Origin of the sequence: Cytobacillus citreus (genome assembly GCF_018343665.1) — a bacterium.
GTDB classification, from domain to species: Bacteria; Bacillota; Bacilli; order Bacillales; family Cytobacillaceae; genus Cytobacillus; species Cytobacillus citreus.
On the sequence record NZ_JAGYPM010000004.1, the window covers coordinates 420,946 to 435,561 of the forward strand.

At 35.8% G+C, this 14,616-nt stretch carries 16 protein-coding genes and 1 riboswitch; of the genes, 11 read left to right on the forward strand and 5 right to left on the reverse strand.

The features are described from left to right. Window positions 1-30 precede the first annotated feature (30 nt). Window positions 31-651, reverse strand: a complete 621-nt coding sequence (locus tag KHA94_RS18580; RefSeq protein ID WP_213103619.1) for a nitrous oxide reductase accessory protein NosL — start codon at window positions 649-651, stop codon at window positions 31-33. 186 nt (window positions 652-837) lie between these two features. On the opposite strand from KHA94_RS18580, the gene KHA94_RS18585 reads away from it, so the two are divergent. Next, window positions 838-1,932, forward strand: coding sequence for a carbohydrate kinase (locus tag KHA94_RS18585; protein WP_213103927.1), 1,095 nt, complete (start codon window positions 838-840; stop codon window positions 1,930-1,932). A 17-nt stretch (window positions 1,933-1,949) separates the two neighbouring features. Then, window positions 1,950-2,861, forward strand: a complete 912-nt coding sequence (locus tag KHA94_RS18590; RefSeq protein ID WP_213103620.1) for a pseudouridine-5'-phosphate glycosidase — start codon at window positions 1,950-1,952, stop codon at window positions 2,859-2,861. Window positions 2,862-2,912: 51 nt separating this feature from the next. Here the strand turns inward: KHA94_RS18590 and KHA94_RS18595 are convergent, their stop codons facing one another. Both KHA94_RS18595 and KHA94_RS18600 read right to left on the reverse strand, forming a co-directional pair. Beyond that, window positions 2,913-3,533 carry a class D sortase gene (locus tag KHA94_RS18595; RefSeq protein ID WP_213103621.1) on the reverse strand — a complete coding sequence of 207 codons (621 nt, stop codon included), beginning with the start codon at window positions 3,531-3,533 and terminating at the stop codon, window positions 2,913-2,915. Then, on the reverse strand, window positions 3,530-3,868 hold the full coding sequence (locus KHA94_RS18600; RefSeq protein ID WP_249365640.1) for a helix-turn-helix domain-containing protein: 339 nt from the start codon (window positions 3,866-3,868) through the stop codon (window positions 3,530-3,532). Before KHA94_RS18600 ends, KHA94_RS18595 begins: the two co-directional genes overlap by 4 nt. Before the next feature lie 336 nt (window positions 3,869-4,204). On the opposite strand from KHA94_RS18600, the gene sipW reads away from it, so the two are divergent. The 6 genes from sipW to KHA94_RS18630 all read left to right on the forward strand — a co-directional run bounded on the left by sipW (window position 4,205) and on the right by KHA94_RS18630 (window position 7,918). Further along, a complete protein-coding gene (gene sipW, locus KHA94_RS18605; protein ID WP_213103623.1) occupies window positions 4,205-4,795 on the forward strand; it encodes a signal peptidase I SipW in 591 nt (196 codons plus the stop codon). Between the two features lie 81 nt (window positions 4,796-4,876). Next, on the forward strand, window positions 4,877-5,482 hold the full coding sequence (locus KHA94_RS18610; RefSeq protein ID WP_213103624.1) for a CalY family protein: 606 nt from the start codon (window positions 4,877-4,879) through the stop codon (window positions 5,480-5,482). A 68-nt stretch (window positions 5,483-5,550) separates the two neighbouring features. Continuing rightward, window positions 5,551-6,393: a TasA family protein gene (locus KHA94_RS18615; protein WP_213103625.1), complete on the forward strand. Its 843-nt coding sequence runs from the start codon at window positions 5,551-5,553 to the stop codon at window positions 6,391-6,393. A gap of 64 nt (window positions 6,394-6,457) precedes the next feature. Next, window positions 6,458-6,652 carry a hypothetical protein gene (locus KHA94_RS18620; protein WP_213103626.1) on the forward strand — a complete coding sequence of 65 codons (195 nt, stop codon included), beginning with the start codon at window positions 6,458-6,460 and terminating at the stop codon, window positions 6,650-6,652. 310 nt (window positions 6,653-6,962) lie between these two features. Further along, window positions 6,963-7,259 (forward strand): DUF5658 family protein, encoded by a 297-nt coding sequence (locus tag KHA94_RS18625; RefSeq protein ID WP_213103627.1) that lies wholly within the window; start codon window positions 6,963-6,965, stop codon window positions 7,257-7,259. A 331-nt stretch (window positions 7,260-7,590) separates the two neighbouring features. Next, window positions 7,591-7,753, forward strand: a riboswitch (cyclic di-GMP riboswitch). 33 nt (window positions 7,754-7,786) lie between these two features. Continuing rightward, the gene (locus KHA94_RS18630; protein ID WP_338030821.1) at window positions 7,787-7,918 is read left to right on the forward strand and encodes an anti-repressor SinI family protein; all 132 of its coding nucleotides are present in this window, start codon (window positions 7,787-7,789) and stop codon (window positions 7,916-7,918) included. A gap of 184 nt (window positions 7,919-8,102) precedes the next feature. Here KHA94_RS18630 and KHA94_RS18635 read toward each other — a convergent pair whose 3' ends face one another. Beyond that, a complete protein-coding gene (locus KHA94_RS18635) occupies window positions 8,103-8,426 on the reverse strand; it encodes a helix-turn-helix domain-containing protein (protein ID WP_213103628.1) in 324 nt (107 codons plus the stop codon). A gap of 226 nt (window positions 8,427-8,652) precedes the next feature. Next, window positions 8,653-9,711, reverse strand: coding sequence for a tRNA 2-selenouridine(34) synthase MnmH (mnmH, locus tag KHA94_RS18640; RefSeq protein ID WP_213103629.1), 1,059 nt, complete (start codon window positions 9,709-9,711; stop codon window positions 8,653-8,655). A gap of 297 nt (window positions 9,712-10,008) precedes the next feature. On the opposite strand from mnmH, the gene KHA94_RS18645 reads away from it, so the two are divergent. Genes KHA94_RS18645 through KHA94_RS18655 form a run of 3 tightly spaced genes read left to right on the forward strand, consistent with a single transcriptional unit; the run spans window position 10,009 to window position 14,434 of the window. Beyond that, window positions 10,009-11,010: an ABC transporter substrate-binding protein gene (locus tag KHA94_RS18645; RefSeq protein WP_213103630.1), complete on the forward strand. Its 1,002-nt coding sequence runs from the start codon at window positions 10,009-10,011 to the stop codon at window positions 11,008-11,010. Continuing rightward, window positions 11,007-13,100 carry a PAS domain-containing sensor histidine kinase gene (locus KHA94_RS18650; RefSeq protein WP_213103631.1) on the forward strand — a complete coding sequence of 698 codons (2,094 nt, stop codon included), beginning with the start codon at window positions 11,007-11,009 and terminating at the stop codon, window positions 13,098-13,100. Before KHA94_RS18645 ends, KHA94_RS18650 begins: the two co-directional genes overlap by 4 nt. Next, window positions 13,097-14,434: a sigma-54-dependent transcriptional regulator gene (locus KHA94_RS18655; protein WP_213103632.1), complete on the forward strand. Its 1,338-nt coding sequence runs from the start codon at window positions 13,097-13,099 to the stop codon at window positions 14,432-14,434. Before KHA94_RS18650 ends, KHA94_RS18655 begins: the two co-directional genes overlap by 4 nt. Window positions 14,435-14,616 lie beyond the last annotated feature (182 nt).

Below are 14,616 nucleotides of genomic sequence, written 5' to 3' on the forward strand. Positions count from 1 at the left end.
TTGCAGCGGTTTTTATTCGAATATTAATGTTTAATGACTATTTTCAGATTCATCGTCATGTTCATTATGATCGTCTTCTTCTTTATTTTTCATCTTTTCCATCTTTTTTATATATCTTTCATTTGAAACCTTATCTATCTCTTCCCAACTAGAAAGGGTAGCTTCCATATCTGTTTTCTCACTTGTGAATTTATCTGCGCTATCTTGTGTTTCAAAAAAAGCATATCCATATTTCATCGGTGTTTGCATGTCAGAGTGGACTGGAATTGCTTTCTCTGCGTCAATCCAATCGGCTGATAGATAGTCCCGAACCCACTTCTCATCTAGTTTTTCACCGGTTTTTCTTTCATAGTTTAACAGGCAGCCAGAATCATCAAAAAAAAGATTCTCCCCTTTTGAGTTAAGTGCTTGTGCAGTAAAGACGCCCATTGTTTCATCCTTTAAATAAATTTTCATATCACAAAAAGCACATTTATGTTCTTCTGTCGGTTCAATTGAACTAGCTGTTTGAGCCGTAGTCTCCTCATTAATATTTTCAGTATCTACTTTTGGCTTTTCTTTGGCTGTCCCACTATCAGCTGATTTGTCTCCACAGGCAGCTAAAGCAAATACTGTCAATCCACTTAGCAATAATAAAACTAGTTTCTTCATTCATCTTACCCCCAGTAATTATTCTCAAGAACAGTTTAATGAATAATTGTGATAAAAAAATGAGGAGAATAAGGAATAAAAGTGAGGTTATAAGGGGAATTATTACAAATTTAAGAACACTATTGCTTTATTGTGAACAAAAGTTTATTATAAAAACATAAGTTTATTTCCGAGGACTGAAGGATGATGAATGAAAAGGAACAGTTAATATTAAGGCTCATTAAAAATGACCCATTTATTTCACAAAATGAACTAGCGGAAAAGACAGGGCTGTCAAGATCAGCTGTTGCAGGCTATATCTCTTCTCTAACAAAAGAAGGGAAGCTGCTTGGTAGAGCCTATGTTCTACCGGAAAGAAAGGATATTGTCTGTATTGGGGGGGCCAATGTAGACAGAAAAATTCAGGCTTTAAGTAATCTTCAATTTGGAACGTCTAATCCTGCCGAAAGTTCTCAATCATGCGGAGGGGTCGCACGAAATATTGCAGAAAATCTAGGAAGACTTGGCTGTGATGTCGCTCTTGTGACGGTTGTTGGGGATGATCATGAAGGGAAATGGCTTCTAAATGATACAAAAGCCTATGTTGATATTAGCCCATCTCTCGTGTCTGCCCATTCGGCAACAGGGACTTATACAGCGGTTCTTGATAATGAAGGAGAAATGGCTGTCGCTCTTGCCGATATGTCTATTTATGACTCTATTGATATCGATTTTATTGAAAAAAGGTGGGGCTATCTAGCATCATCAGAAATGGTCGTCATAGATACGAATTTTCCAGACAAAGTGTTAAAGCAAATCATTGTTCGTTGTAAAGAGGAAAATATCCCTCTTTGCATTACACCTGTCTCTTCGCCAAAAGCAAAAAAGCTACCTGAAGATCTGCAAGGGGTCACTTGGTTGATTGCAAATAAAGATGAAGCTGAGGCATTGTCAGGAATGAAGATCAATGATGAGGGGGATTTTTTCAAATCGGCTGAGAAACTCATGGAAAAAGGGGTAGAAAAAGTCGTTATCACTCGAGGAGATAAGGGTTTAATCTTTTTTACAAAATTGGGTGAAGCAGGCGTACTTCTTCCTCCAAAGGTCAATGTTGAGGATGTTACAGGTGCAGGTGATTCCCTTGTCGCAGGAATTATGTATGCTCATTTGAAAGGCTTAGAGACTGAAAATGCTTGTAAAATTGGAATTGCCTGCTCCATATTGACTCTTCAATCACATGAAACAGTTAATCCAAATTTAAATCATCTTCGATTACAAGAAACGTTTAAACAATACTTTTAATAAGGAGTTATGACATCATGTTAGAAAACTGGATAGAATATTCAACTGAGGTACTAGAAGCTAAGAAAGCAAATAAAGCAATTGTAGCATTGGAATCAACGATTATTTCACATGGAATGCCATATCCGCAAAATGTGGAAACAGCAAAAGAAGTTGAAGAAATTATTCGAAAAAATGGTGCTGTTCCAGCAACTATTGCTATCATTAATGGCAAAATTAAAATTGGTCTTTCTGACGATGAGCTTGAATTTTTAGCTCAAAGCAAGGAAGTTGAAAAAGCTAGCCGACGCGACCTGCCATTTTTAATAGCACAAAAGAAAAATGGTGCAACAACGGTTGCTGCAACAATGTATTGTGCACAACTTGCAGGTATTGAAGTCTTTGTAACCGGTGGTATTGGTGGGGTTCACCGTGAAGCGGAAACAACAATGGATATCTCTGCTGACCTTCAAGAATTGGCACAAACAAATGTTGCTGTTGTATGTGCGGGTGCCAAATCAATCCTTGATTTAGGGCTTACACTAGAATACCTTGAAACATATGGTGTGCCAGTTGTCGGCATTGAAACGGATATTTTTCCAGCATTCTACACACGTACAAGCCCATTTAGCGTAAACTACCGTGTTGACACAACACAAGAAGCTGCAGACATGATCCGTACGAAATGGGAGCTTGGATTAAATGGCGGTGTAGTAATTGCAAACCCAATCCCAGAAGCAGATGCACTAGACGAGACTTTTATTACTAAATTAATTGAAACAGCGTTACAAGAAGCGAAAGAAAACAATATTTCAGGTAAAAAAGTAACGCCATTCCTATTAGGAAAGTTGAAGGAATTAACTGAAGGGAAAAGCTTAATCGCAAATATTGCCCTTGTTAAGCATAATGCTGAGGTTGGTTCAAGAATTGCTGTGAATTTACAGAAATAAGAATGGGGCCATGTCCTGTCAGATGCGATGCATTGGACGGACTGGCCTTTTTTAATTTGTAACTGGATTATCTATTCGATTAGCTGTTAATACATATCGATAAGGTGCATCTCCGATGTATGAAAAGGGGTAGCAGGTTGAGACGGTCAGTGTTTCGGTTGGTGCCGTGGACTTAATAACAGTTGAGTCATCAGCCTCAACAATTTGTGCGTGTGTAATCTCATAGCGAAAGGTTCCATATGGCATGATTACTTGAAAAATATCACCCATTTCTAATTCTCCAAGCTGGCGAAAGACTGTTTCACGATGACCAGAAAGCAATATTTGGTCTGGCTGGCCAGGTAGTACAGTGCCAGAATAATGACCGACACCTTTTTCTAGTTCGTATTCACTTGTTCCCTCAATAATGGGAAGTTTGGCTTGAAGGCGCGGGATTTCTAATATTCCAATTGCTTCCCCTTTTTTGAATGAATATTCAATCTTTTGTTCTTTATTAAGCATAGGCTGAGGTGAATCTTTTTCAATTATTTGGATTTTTTCCTTTGCTTCAATTAATGAAATATCTTTATTCTTCTCTAGTTTATAAATATCAGATATGGAGATGAAAACAAGAACAGAGCCAAATAATAAAAGAATGGCAGCTATTAGGAAAATACTTTTTCCAATTCTCAATGATCATTGCCCCCATTCAGTTTCTTAAATTTTATAAAGTCTAAATAATAGGCAAAATCCTTCTTTGTAATTCCGTTTTGAATGGCCTCATGAACTAGCTGAATCCAGTCATCATCAATATTTTGCAACTCAATAATCTCTTCTTTTTTCTTATTATCTAGCAGATCCTCCACATCTGTATCAAGAGTATTCGCTAATCTTGATAAGACTTGCAAGGAAGGATTCTGTTGTATTCCCCTTTCAATGTAACTTAAATAGGACTTAGATATTCCTGATTTTTCAGAAAGCTCATTAATAGAATACCCTTTTTTTATTCGTAATCGTTTTATTCGCATCCCCACCACAATGATTTCCCCTTTTATCACAAATTTACGGGCTCTATATTTTCCACAATGAAACTTCATTTTTTGTTAATTCATTATAACGAACAAATTGTTCAATAAAAAATACGAAATATTGAGAAAAATGAAGATAAGTTAAGAAAATAATTGAAAATTGTTCTTTAAAACGAAAAAACGGCTGAATTTGGAATTTTTAAAAATAATCCGATTGAACTATACTCAAATTGGAAGTTCGATAAAAAGAACGATGTAGTCTTGGTTAAAGAACGTAATTGCTTGTATGTAATAGAAAACCTTAACCTCTATATCAAATAGAAAGGTGGACAAGCTGTGAAATCTGCTTGGAAAAAAACAAGAAAGTTTATTAGTAATCTAGTGACAACAATATTGTTTATTAATCTCATATTAATGGCTGTTTTAGTAGTATCCTCAAAAGCATCAGGTGGAGAGCCTGAAATTATGGGATACCAGCTAAAAACCGTTTTATCTGGATCAATGGAGCCGACCTTTCTAACGGGGTCTGTAATAGCAGTAAAGCCGCTGGAAAAGGATGAAAAGAGAAATCTTAAAAAGGGAAATGTCATTACTTTCGTAGCAAGTGATGAAAAATTAATCACTCACCGGATTATGGGCGTCACTACAAGTGGTGAACATGTGATGTATGAGACAAAAGGGGATAATAACCAAGCGGCTGACATGAACCCGGTACTATCAGAGAATGTTCAGGCTATTTATACAGGTTTTACAATCCCTTATATTGGATACTTTATAGACTTTGCCCAATCCAAGGAAGGCAGTGCCATTCTATTAATTGGCCCAGGGATATTATTGCTAGGTTATGCAGCATTTAGTATTTATCAAGCCTTAAGAGAAATCGATCCAAAATCCAAAAAACAAGACAACGAAGAAAAGACTGCCTAAACGGTTTGAACTCCTTGTAAATCAAGGGTCAAAATAAAAATTTTATACATACCCAAAAAGGGTAAGAGGAGGAAATGGAGAATGAGCATTAAGAAAAAATTTGGTTTAGGAATCGCATCAGCAGCACTAGGGTTATCATTAGTCGGAGGAGGAACATTTGCATACTTTAGCGATACTGAAGTAACGAACAACACATTTGCAGCTGGTACATTGGATCTATCTGTTAATCCAAAAACAATTGTAAATGTTGATAACATTAAACCTGGCGATACTATGTTAAGAGAGTTTAAGTTAGTCAACAACGGTTCTTTAGACATTGATGATGTATTACTTTCTACAGATTATAAAGTAACAGACGCAAAGGGTAATAACGTGGAGGATTTTGGAGAGCATATCAGAGTTAACTTCCTGTATAACGCTGACAAAGATAGTGTTCCTATCTTCTCAAAAACTTTAAAAGATTTGAAAGACAACTATAGCGACATGAACTCACCGGACGTTATCATATTCTGGGATGAATTCTGGAATCAATTTTTTAATGGTTATTTAGCTCCAGGTACTGACGATACATTATACGTACAATTTGAATTTGTTGACAATGGTCAAGACCAAAACCAATTCCAAGGAGATTCCTTACAGCTTGAGTGGACATTCAATGCTACTCAAACTGAAGGAGAAGAAAGATAATAAAGTTCTGATGAAAGGTGGGAATTCGTTCCCACCTTTTATCAAATCAATTGATGTGAGGTCATGCCATGTATAATCGGAAATTGTTAGTAAGACCGATAAAGATATTAATACTAGCAAATTTAATCTTTTTTATGTTGTTAGGACAAATAAAAGTAAATGCTGCAAAAAAAGAAATTGATATCAATACAAATCCTCACGGCTACCTTTTTAAAGTAGGAAATTTAAAACCAGGCGACTGGATGCCAAGGGATATCACCATATTAAACGAAGGTATGCAGGATTTTAAATATATGGCTGTCTTGGGAAAGAAAAAATCTGTTAAAAGCTTGCTAGAAGAGCTAAATCTAGTTGTGAAAATAGGTGAGGAAGTTTTATTCGAAGGAAAAATGAATGAATTTAAGGGCTTTACACCAAGAAAATTAGCAAAGGGTAGTACTGAATCACTATTTTTTCAAGTTACTATGCCTTATGACCTGGGAAATAGTTTTCAAAGCTCTGAAGCAGAAGTAGAAATTTTATTCGTAGCTGAAGCAATCGGTGAATCAGGTGGCGGCGATCCACCAGGACCTCCTGGAGAAGAGAATCCACCGGGTGAAGAGAATCCGCCTGGAGAAGAAAACCCATCAGGTGAAGAAAACACACCAAAAGTAGACAATCACTCAGAAAATACCACTCCTCCAAGTGAAGAAGATCCACAGAAAGGGAATGACCCTGAAGAGGTTAGTGGTGAAGAAACGAATCCAGTAGAATCAAAAGACCAAATTATTGTTTCCCCAGAAATGAGAGAAAAGCTTCTTCCAAATACAGCAATTAATAATTATAACATTCTTCTAATTGGTGGAGCGCTTCTTGGTTCAGGAGGTATTCTATTACTTTTATACTTCAGAAAATTCCGTCAAGAGCGTTAAAACGAGGTCTGACGGGTAACTATTAATCATTAAGGCTTTAGTTTTACTAACAAGGAGGTGTCGTATGTATCAAAAAAATTGTGATCGTTGTTTTCGGCCATCATTTAGCAGCAGTGAAATCGGTATTTGGTTATGTCCGATTTGTAAAAATGATTTAACAGAGTATCCATTCTTAGACGCGATGACATTGGAAAGAATTAATGTTAAGGTTCTGCCATTTCAAAAGAAAATGGACTTCTACCAAAATAAATTAAGCTAGTGTTTATTTAAAAAGCTAGTATACAAATTCATACTCTGAAAGCACTTATACTATTCGGGTTATGGAGGAATAATCTATGGTAGAAGACAAAGCAAAATCTCGGAAATAGATCAAGAATGGCTCCAATTAATTATGGAAGCCAAAAACTTAGGTATAGAAAAACAAATGGTGATCGACTATTTGGAAAAAAATGCTCAAAAACAATGAATAGAATGAGATAAAAAATTTCGATTGAGAAGTTGTTATTCAATGGTGACTTAACATTTGGAAGGCTTATTGTACTTTATTCTAGTAATAAGAGGTGATGAAAATGAAGAAGGTTTTCTCCTATCTAGCTTTACTGAATTTATTTGATGGGGCTGTCACCTTTTGGGGACTTCACTTCTCCTTAATTGACGAAAGTAATCCGTTTATGATTGCCATGTATAAATTTAATCCCCTTAGCTTTCTTGCATATAAAATGATTCTCTCATGTATACTATTTGCATTTATCATTTTGAAAAAGATGCCGATGAGCAATTCAATTAAATATTTGGCAGTTGGAGCCTCCTTATTATATACATTTGTTTGCCTCTATCATGGGGTATGGATCATACAAATATTTTAATCCCAAATACACGATTTTAATTACCTATTCACCCAAAACGGATTATAGGTATTTATAATTAGTCAGTGACTAAAGTTACATATTATTCTTTTTCTTCAAAAAATTGCTCGACTGGTTTTTACAAATTCTTCTATTTATCCGCAATTATATTAAAGCTTTTCTTAGATATATTCCAAACAATAATCTTTCAAGAGACTTTTGAAGGGAAATATGTCGAATTAATGTTGAAAAATGACCAAAAAATTTTCCTTTTGAAGACAAAAAATAACACTATTAGTCTTAAGAAATTCAATAAAATACATATAGATGAAAATTTACCTAATAATAAATATTCAGAAAATGGCAAATCTATTGAAAAATAGAGACGCAAAGTCACAGATCTAAGGTATGAAAAAGAGATTAAGTAATTTCTGGGGTAATGGTTCATATTATATAGTATGTAACCATTTTTTGGAAAGACCTAAGCTCCATACTAAGATGGCTGGATTGCCTGAGATACGATAAGTTATTTTAGGGGGAATAATGTGGTGGGGACTACAATGAATATGGAAGAATTAGATTTTGAATGGATGAAATTGATCGTTGAAGCTAAGAATATGGGAATTGAGAAAGATGAAATAAGAGAATTTCTTTTGAAAAATGGGGTGAATATAAGCTAATCATAGAGAATTGCTGAAAAATGGATGAAATACTTAAGTATTTCTTAATGGGCATACAGCATTTTAAGGAATACTTTTTTTATTTATAAAAAAAAGACGTAGAAGCAGGAGTACACCCTTTGATCCAAACGTCTTCTTTACAGTTAATAATTTTTGAAATAGCTTGTGAGCAATTGTCTATTCTTTATTTACTCTGATCAATTCTCCATTTATTAAATTCGAGAAACTCTCTAAATTGTTCTTTTGTCACGCCAGAGCTCATTGCTTCTTGAACAATATCAATCCATTCAGAGTCTAATTCGTCTTTATTTGGCTCTTCATGTATTAAATGATCGACAGGTACATTGAGTACTGCAGAAATTTTTTCAAGAAATTGTATAGAAGGGTTGGTCTGTAAGTTTCTTTCGAGTGAACTTAAGTATGACTTGGCAACGCCAGCTTGTTCTGCCAGCTCGGATAACGACATTTTCTTTTCTTTACGAAGTAATTTTACGCGATCACCGATCATCCAATCTCACACACCTTATCAATAAAAATAAAATGGTTCCGTATTGAGAACGTATTGTTCAAAATATATATTAACATCTTAACATATTCCTTTAACAGTTTTAAAAAAAATTTGTACATATTTAAAAAAGAAATAAGGAATATTCGAAAAGGTTCATCGAGGGGCTAGACAGTGCGTGAATAAAATTAACTGGGCTAAACGAAAAAGAAGAATAAAAGTGCTCTTGTCATCTGACGAGAGCACTTTGTGAATGGATGATTTGAATGACTTCTTCAACAGCCGCATCAGTATTCTCTGCATGAATATGATGAAAGGGCCCTTCGTAGTCAAGCTGTTTATGCGCATATCGGGGATCGTAATATTTTTCTAGTAGAATTTGAATGACTAATTTATAGTTTTGGCTCATTGCTGCATCATTTAAGGCGGCAATGATTTCATTATCTTTGATTCGTTTATTTATATGAGATAAACGCTCGATTACTTTTTCATGAAACCAGTTATCATGAAGATAAGGCTTTACATACTCACGATGAATACGCTCGATTCGTGAGGATAATGATGCTTGAAGGTATATATTGAATCCTTGATGCTTTTTGTTTTGTAATTCATCAGGCTGAACTACTTTTCCGATCCGTTTACTTTCAGCTTCTACTAAGAAAAAAGGCGAATCTTTAATTTCATTTAATGTTTGAAAAAGCAGCGAATCAAAGGTTTTCTGATTATGACCCTCGAATAATCCAAATGTTCCAAAGATGGAGCCACGATGGCCAGCCATTGCCTCTAAATCTATAACAGGCATACCTCTTTCTCTTAACTTTTCCAGTACTTCTGTTTTCCCCACGCCTGTCATCCCATGTATCGTAATAGCCTTTTTAGGTATTAGGATCGGTATTTCCTCTAAAATATATTGACGGTAAGCTCTGTATCCTCCTATTAATCGAGGGATGGATATTCCTGCAAATGATAGAAATGTAGCAACTGCTTTACTGCGCATCCCGCCTCTCCAACAATAGATGACAGGTTGCTTGCCATTTTCCTTCAAGGCTTTTATTTGACCTAATATAGAAGGGAGTTTTGGCGATACTACTTCCATTGCCCTCCATTTTGCTGCATCTGTTCCTTCCTGCTTATAAAGAGTTCCGATGGTTGCACGCTCTTCGTTGGTGAATAAAGGAATATTGACAGCTCCAGGAATCCGAAACTCGTTAAATTCCCCTGGGGATCTAACATCAACAGGAATGACATCTTTTAAGGTAAGGAGTTGGTCAATACTAATCTCTCTCATGTTATTTCCTCCGAGTCTACATCTATAAAGACTATTTTATCCATTCATGAACAAATTGAAAACCCAATTGCATTTTGAATTAAAAATGTTTATTTTCTGTTTTTTAAAAGCTGTGTTAAAGAGCAGTTTTGGTAATGCTATTTTGTTGTTGATTGGAGCGGAAATCAACAGAGAAGTTTATCGTAGTTTATAAAAGAAAATTCATATAATTATCCTTTTTGTGCAGGTGGAATATGAAGATGATTCGGTATAGTGAAGGGAGATAACAAAACGTCTTTTAGTACGAGGAGTTTTTAAATGAAAACAAAATGGTATTTCTTCATTCTAACGGTTGTGACTGTTTCAGTCTTTATTAATAACTATTTTAGCGTTCATGAAAATACTCCATTTAAAGTGGGTGTTTTGATGATTGGCGATAGCAGACTGGAAAAGCTAACTGGACTAAAAAAAGGATTGAAAGAGCTTGGTTATGAGGAAGATGCAATCGATTTTGAAGTTAAAAATGCTAAGGATAATCAGGGATTGCTGGATAACAAAATTAATGAATTACTAAAAAAGAAGCCAGATCTAATCGTCACTCTTGGCGGAGTTGAAACAATTGCCTTAAAGGAAAAAATGGAGGAGCAGAAAATAAGAATTCCAGTCGTTTTTGCTGGAGTAGCTGCTCCAAAGGAAACCGGTATAATTGAGGATTATCGTTCTCCAGGAGGTCTTTTTACAGGAATAAATAATTTTCACACGGGTTTAGCGGGAAAAAGATTGGAGCTTTTTCATGAATTAGTCCCGTCAGTACAGAGGTTTCACGTTTTGTATGACAAGGACGTTGAAGTAAGTGTACTGAGCTTGGAGAATACAATCGAGGCTGCTGCAGATCTTTCACTTCAAATTCTCCCAACGAATGTAAGCGACGCAGAATTTGAAGCAAAGTTAAGCCAGAATTTACAAAAAAATGATGCATTGTTAATCTTGCCAGGTTTCCGAATTGAATCTCTTATAAAAGAAATCTCTCAGTTTTCAAAGAAATACAAAATACCTGTAATGGGGATATATGGCGATGAAGTAGAGGAAGGGTTCCTTGCAAGCTATGGAACGAGTTTTTTTGATCAAGGATATCAGGCAGCAAGATATGTAAGCTTAATCATTCAAGGAAATTCGCCAGCAGATATTCCTGTCGAGCTTCCTGACAGCATCCGCTTTATCGTAAACCCAAAAATCAAGGATGAGCTAGGAATTGAATTAAATAATGATCTTATGGATATTGCTGATTTCATTGATGATGAGAGTGAGGCATCCCAATGATGATTAAACGTCTAATAAATTGGTTTCTTTCACAACCGATTCGAATTAAGGTACTTGCTTTTGGGGTAATCATGTCAACAATTCCTCTATTATTCATTAGCTATTACTATTACTCACATGTTAAAGCTGATCTTGAAGTAAGAATTCTGGATAAACAAGAATTAATGCTTCAGATCTTATCAAGTGAAATTGAAATGGAGTTTAATCAAACATTCCAGCAACTTCAAATATTCTCTTCTCTCAAACAGCATGAGAAAAATAAAGCAGCTTTCTATGAACTTCTCCAGCAAAATGAATCAATAGAAGAAGTAGTTGTGACCGATCATAAAGGATTCGTTGAAAAAAAGGTTTCCAGGTATAACCTAAATATGCCTGAATCAAATGAGCAATGGTTCTCTGATAAGATGTGGCTTGATTTTCAAACAAAAAATAAAGTTTATGGAGAAGTCGAATTTAATAGATTTGGACAACCTGTCATGAAGCTTGCGATTCCGTATGTAGAAAATGGAAATCGGAAAGGGATTGGAGTTATTATTCAGCTCCAGAAGACCATTGGTCACATTTCTTCCTTGAGACAGGAGGATTCTGCCTATTTGTATCTAATGGACCGAGAGGGAAACGTAATTGCCCATCAGGACTACAGCAAACTATGGCAAAAAAGAACTGTGGAAAAAGATCGCAATGTACTGGGGTTAAAAACGGAAATAAGTGATTTAGGATGGACAATGGTGATGGAACAGCCTGCAGAGACAATATATGAACCAATCAATAATATGTTTCAAAACGGATTATTCGCTGTAGCACTTGTTACACTTATCGTCAGCCTAATTAGTATTTATGCAGGATTATACTTTACAACACCAATTATCCACATAGAAAAAGGGATGAATCATTTAAAAGCTGGAAAAAGGCCATCTCCGATTGGATTGATCCGTCATGATGAGCTAGGAAAGCTTTCACAAGCATTTAACGAAATGAGTGAGGAACTTCAAGAAAAGTCACTCCGGCTCGAACAGGAGAAGGAAAGGTTAAATGTTGTCGTAAATGGCATTGGTGCAGGCTTAGCGCTTGTAACGAAAAATTATAACGTAACTTGGATGAATCCACGGCTGAGCAACTGGCTTTCAAATGAGGAAATTCAATTGCCATGCTATACATTAATAGGCGGGAAGAATGTGCCGTGTGAAAATTGTCCGATTACTTGTCCGGATATTGAGTGGAAAGGAGAGATGATTATGAGTATGAATAGGGATGGAGGGGAAGATAAGCTATTTCGCCATAGGGTATTCGCATTAAATCATGCCATACAAGATGAGGGGGAATTCCTCGTTGTGATTGAAGATGTTACAAAACAAAAACAATGGGAAGAAAAGATCATTCAAACCGATAAACTTAGTGCACTTGGCTTGATGGCATCAAGCTTTGCTCACGAAGTCAATAATCCTCTTGCAACCATTAATGCTTATGCTGAGGATTTAAGTGACAGATTAGCTTCTCCAGATGATGAATTAGATATGACTGAAATGTCTCTTTACTTAAGTAAAATTAAAGAAAACACGGAAAGATGCAAGCGAATAACTAGTAATTTATTAAATTTCTCTCGTAAGACTAACTGGACACTATCTCAGATCGATGTGAATAAAACGATTCAAAATAGCATAAGTCTCGTGGAATCATCTTTAAAAAAGAAGCAAATACAACTAAAGATCAAAATTGCAGAAGAATTGCCTCTCCTGCTCGGTGATAGCTTAAAGCTTATGCAAGTTCTTGTGAATTTAATTAATAATGCGAGGGATGCAGTAGAAGAAACAGGCGAAATAGGTGTTGAAGTAAAAGCCGAAGAGAATTTTGTATCCATCCTTGTAATAGATAATGGCTGCGGGATTTCGAAAGAAAGATTGGGCAAGATCTTTGATCCGTTTTATACGACGAAGCCAGTTGGAAAAGGAACGGGATTAGGATTATCTGTATGCTATGGGATTGTAGAGGAATTTGGGGGCACGATCGAAATTGAGAGTAAAGTAGGTATAGGGACAACTGTAAAAGTTAGAATACCAGTTAGAAATAAAAAAAGGGAGGAAGTGCAATGAGCGGGGTGCGGCTTTTAGTTGTTGATGATGAAAAGGATCTCCTTGATCTACTTGTTAAAAGATTAACGAGAAAAGGGTATGAGGTTCATTTCGCTGAAACGGCAGAGGATGCCTTGTTATTATTAAAACAGCAATTTTTTGATATTGCTATTTATGATATTCGTCTTCCGAAAATGGATGGAATCTCCCTTTTAAAGGAAACAAAAAAAATTGAGCCTGAGACCGAAATTTTAATGCTGACTGGTCATGGAACGATAGAGACAGCAATAGAAGCAATGAAATTTGGCGCGTTTGACTATTTAACAAAACCTTATAATCTATCAGAACTAGAATTAACGATTAAAAAAGCTGAGGAAAATAAAAAGCTAAAAGTAAAAAATGAAAGTATGAAAAAAATTATTAAGCAGCATAATGAATTTCATATAATTGGAGAAAGCCCAATTTTTAAAGAAGTGCTCGCATTAACCCGCAGAATTGCAGATAGTGACGTTCCTGTTCTTATAGAAGGTGAAAGCGGAACAGGAAAGGAGCTGTTTGCGAAGGCTTTACATTATTGGAGCTGCCGTGCAGAAGAGCCTTTCGTAGCCGTTAATTCAGGCGCCCTTCCGGAGCAATTGCTTGAAAGTGAGCTATTTGGGCATGTTAAAGGGGCTTTTACTGGAGCAAATCAGGACAAAAAAGGACTTGTCGAGGCAGCTGATGGCGGAACATTGTTTTTGGATGAATTAGGGGAAATGCCTCTAGCACTGCAAGTAAAGCTGCTTCGTTTTTTAGAATTAGGAGAATTTAGACGAGTTGGAGACGTAAGGGAAAGAAGAGTAAAAGTGCGGGTCGTTGCGGCAACGAATCGTAATATGGAGAAAGCGGTGGAAGAGGGGCATTTTCGAGAGGATCTATTTTACAGATTAAATGTCGTCAGGCTAGCGATTCCACCTCTAAGAAATAGAAAGGAAGACATTCCGTTATTAATTCACCATTTCATTAAGAATGGAAAGTCTCCAGAGATATTGATTTCTGATGAAGCTCTGCTAGAGCTCCAAAACTATGAGTTTCCGGGGAATGTAAGAGAGCTGCATCATTTAATAGAAAGAGGCCAATTATTATCGGCAGGTAAGCAAATTGAAGTGGAAGATTTATTGCTTCCGAACCGGAGCAGAGCAAATGGTCAAATAAAGCAGGATCCTCTTTGCACTTTAGAGGAATTAGAAAAAGACCATATTAAAAGTGTGCTTATAAATGTAAAGTGGAACAAAACAAAGGCGGCTGAGGTATTAGGGATAAGTGTAAGAAACTTGTACCGGAAAATTGATCAATACAATTTAATTGAAGAATGACAAAATGGCATATGACAATTCGGTATAGTATGACAAAAAGTCATGATTTATTAAGACGGACAGAAAGCACTTTTTTCTGTCTGTCTTTTTTTGCTTACAAGAATGAGGATATAACGATTTTTTTAAAAGAATCTACATGTTGGCACGAAACTTGCAATTTTTATTAATGAACAATAAAAAAA

Bases quoted from the DNA above. Each gene is read 5' to 3' on its own strand.
- KHA94_RS18615 (WP_213103625.1), top strand. From the start codon at position 5,551: ATGTATAATCGGAAATTGTTAGTAAGACCGATAAAGATATTAATACTA.
- KHA94_RS18610 (WP_213103624.1), top strand. From the start codon at position 4,877: ATGAGCATTAAGAAAAAATTTGGTTTAGGAATCGCATCAGCAGCACTA.
- KHA94_RS18650 (WP_213103631.1), top strand. From the start codon at position 11,007: ATGATGATTAAACGTCTAATAAATTGGTTTCTTTCACAACCGATTCGA.
- mnmH (WP_213103629.1), bottom strand. From the start codon at position 9,711: ATGAGAGAGATTAGTATTGACCAACTCCTTACCTTAAAAGATGTCATT.
- KHA94_RS18625 (WP_213103627.1), top strand. From the start codon at position 6,963: ATGAAGAAGGTTTTCTCCTATCTAGCTTTACTGAATTTATTTGATGGG.
- KHA94_RS18600 (WP_249365640.1), bottom strand. From the start codon at position 3,868: ATGCGAATAAAACGATTACGAATAAAAAAAGGGTATTCTATTAATGAG.
- KHA94_RS18590 (WP_213103620.1), top strand. From the start codon at position 1,950: ATGTTAGAAAACTGGATAGAATATTCAACTGAGGTACTAGAAGCTAAG.
- KHA94_RS18580 (WP_213103619.1), bottom strand. From the start codon at position 651: ATGAAGAAACTAGTTTTATTATTGCTAAGTGGATTGACAGTATTTGCT.
- KHA94_RS18645 (WP_213103630.1), top strand. From the start codon at position 10,009: ATGAAAACAAAATGGTATTTCTTCATTCTAACGGTTGTGACTGTTTCA.
- KHA94_RS18655 (WP_213103632.1), top strand. From the start codon at position 13,097: ATGAGCGGGGTGCGGCTTTTAGTTGTTGATGATGAAAAGGATCTCCTT.
- KHA94_RS18620 (WP_213103626.1), top strand. From the start codon at position 6,458: ATGTATCAAAAAAATTGTGATCGTTGTTTTCGGCCATCATTTAGCAGC.
- KHA94_RS18585 (WP_213103927.1), top strand. From the start codon at position 838: ATGAATGAAAAGGAACAGTTAATATTAAGGCTCATTAAAAATGACCCA.
- KHA94_RS18635 (WP_213103628.1), bottom strand. From the start codon at position 8,426: ATGATCGGTGATCGCGTAAAATTACTTCGTAAAGAAAAGAAAATGTCG.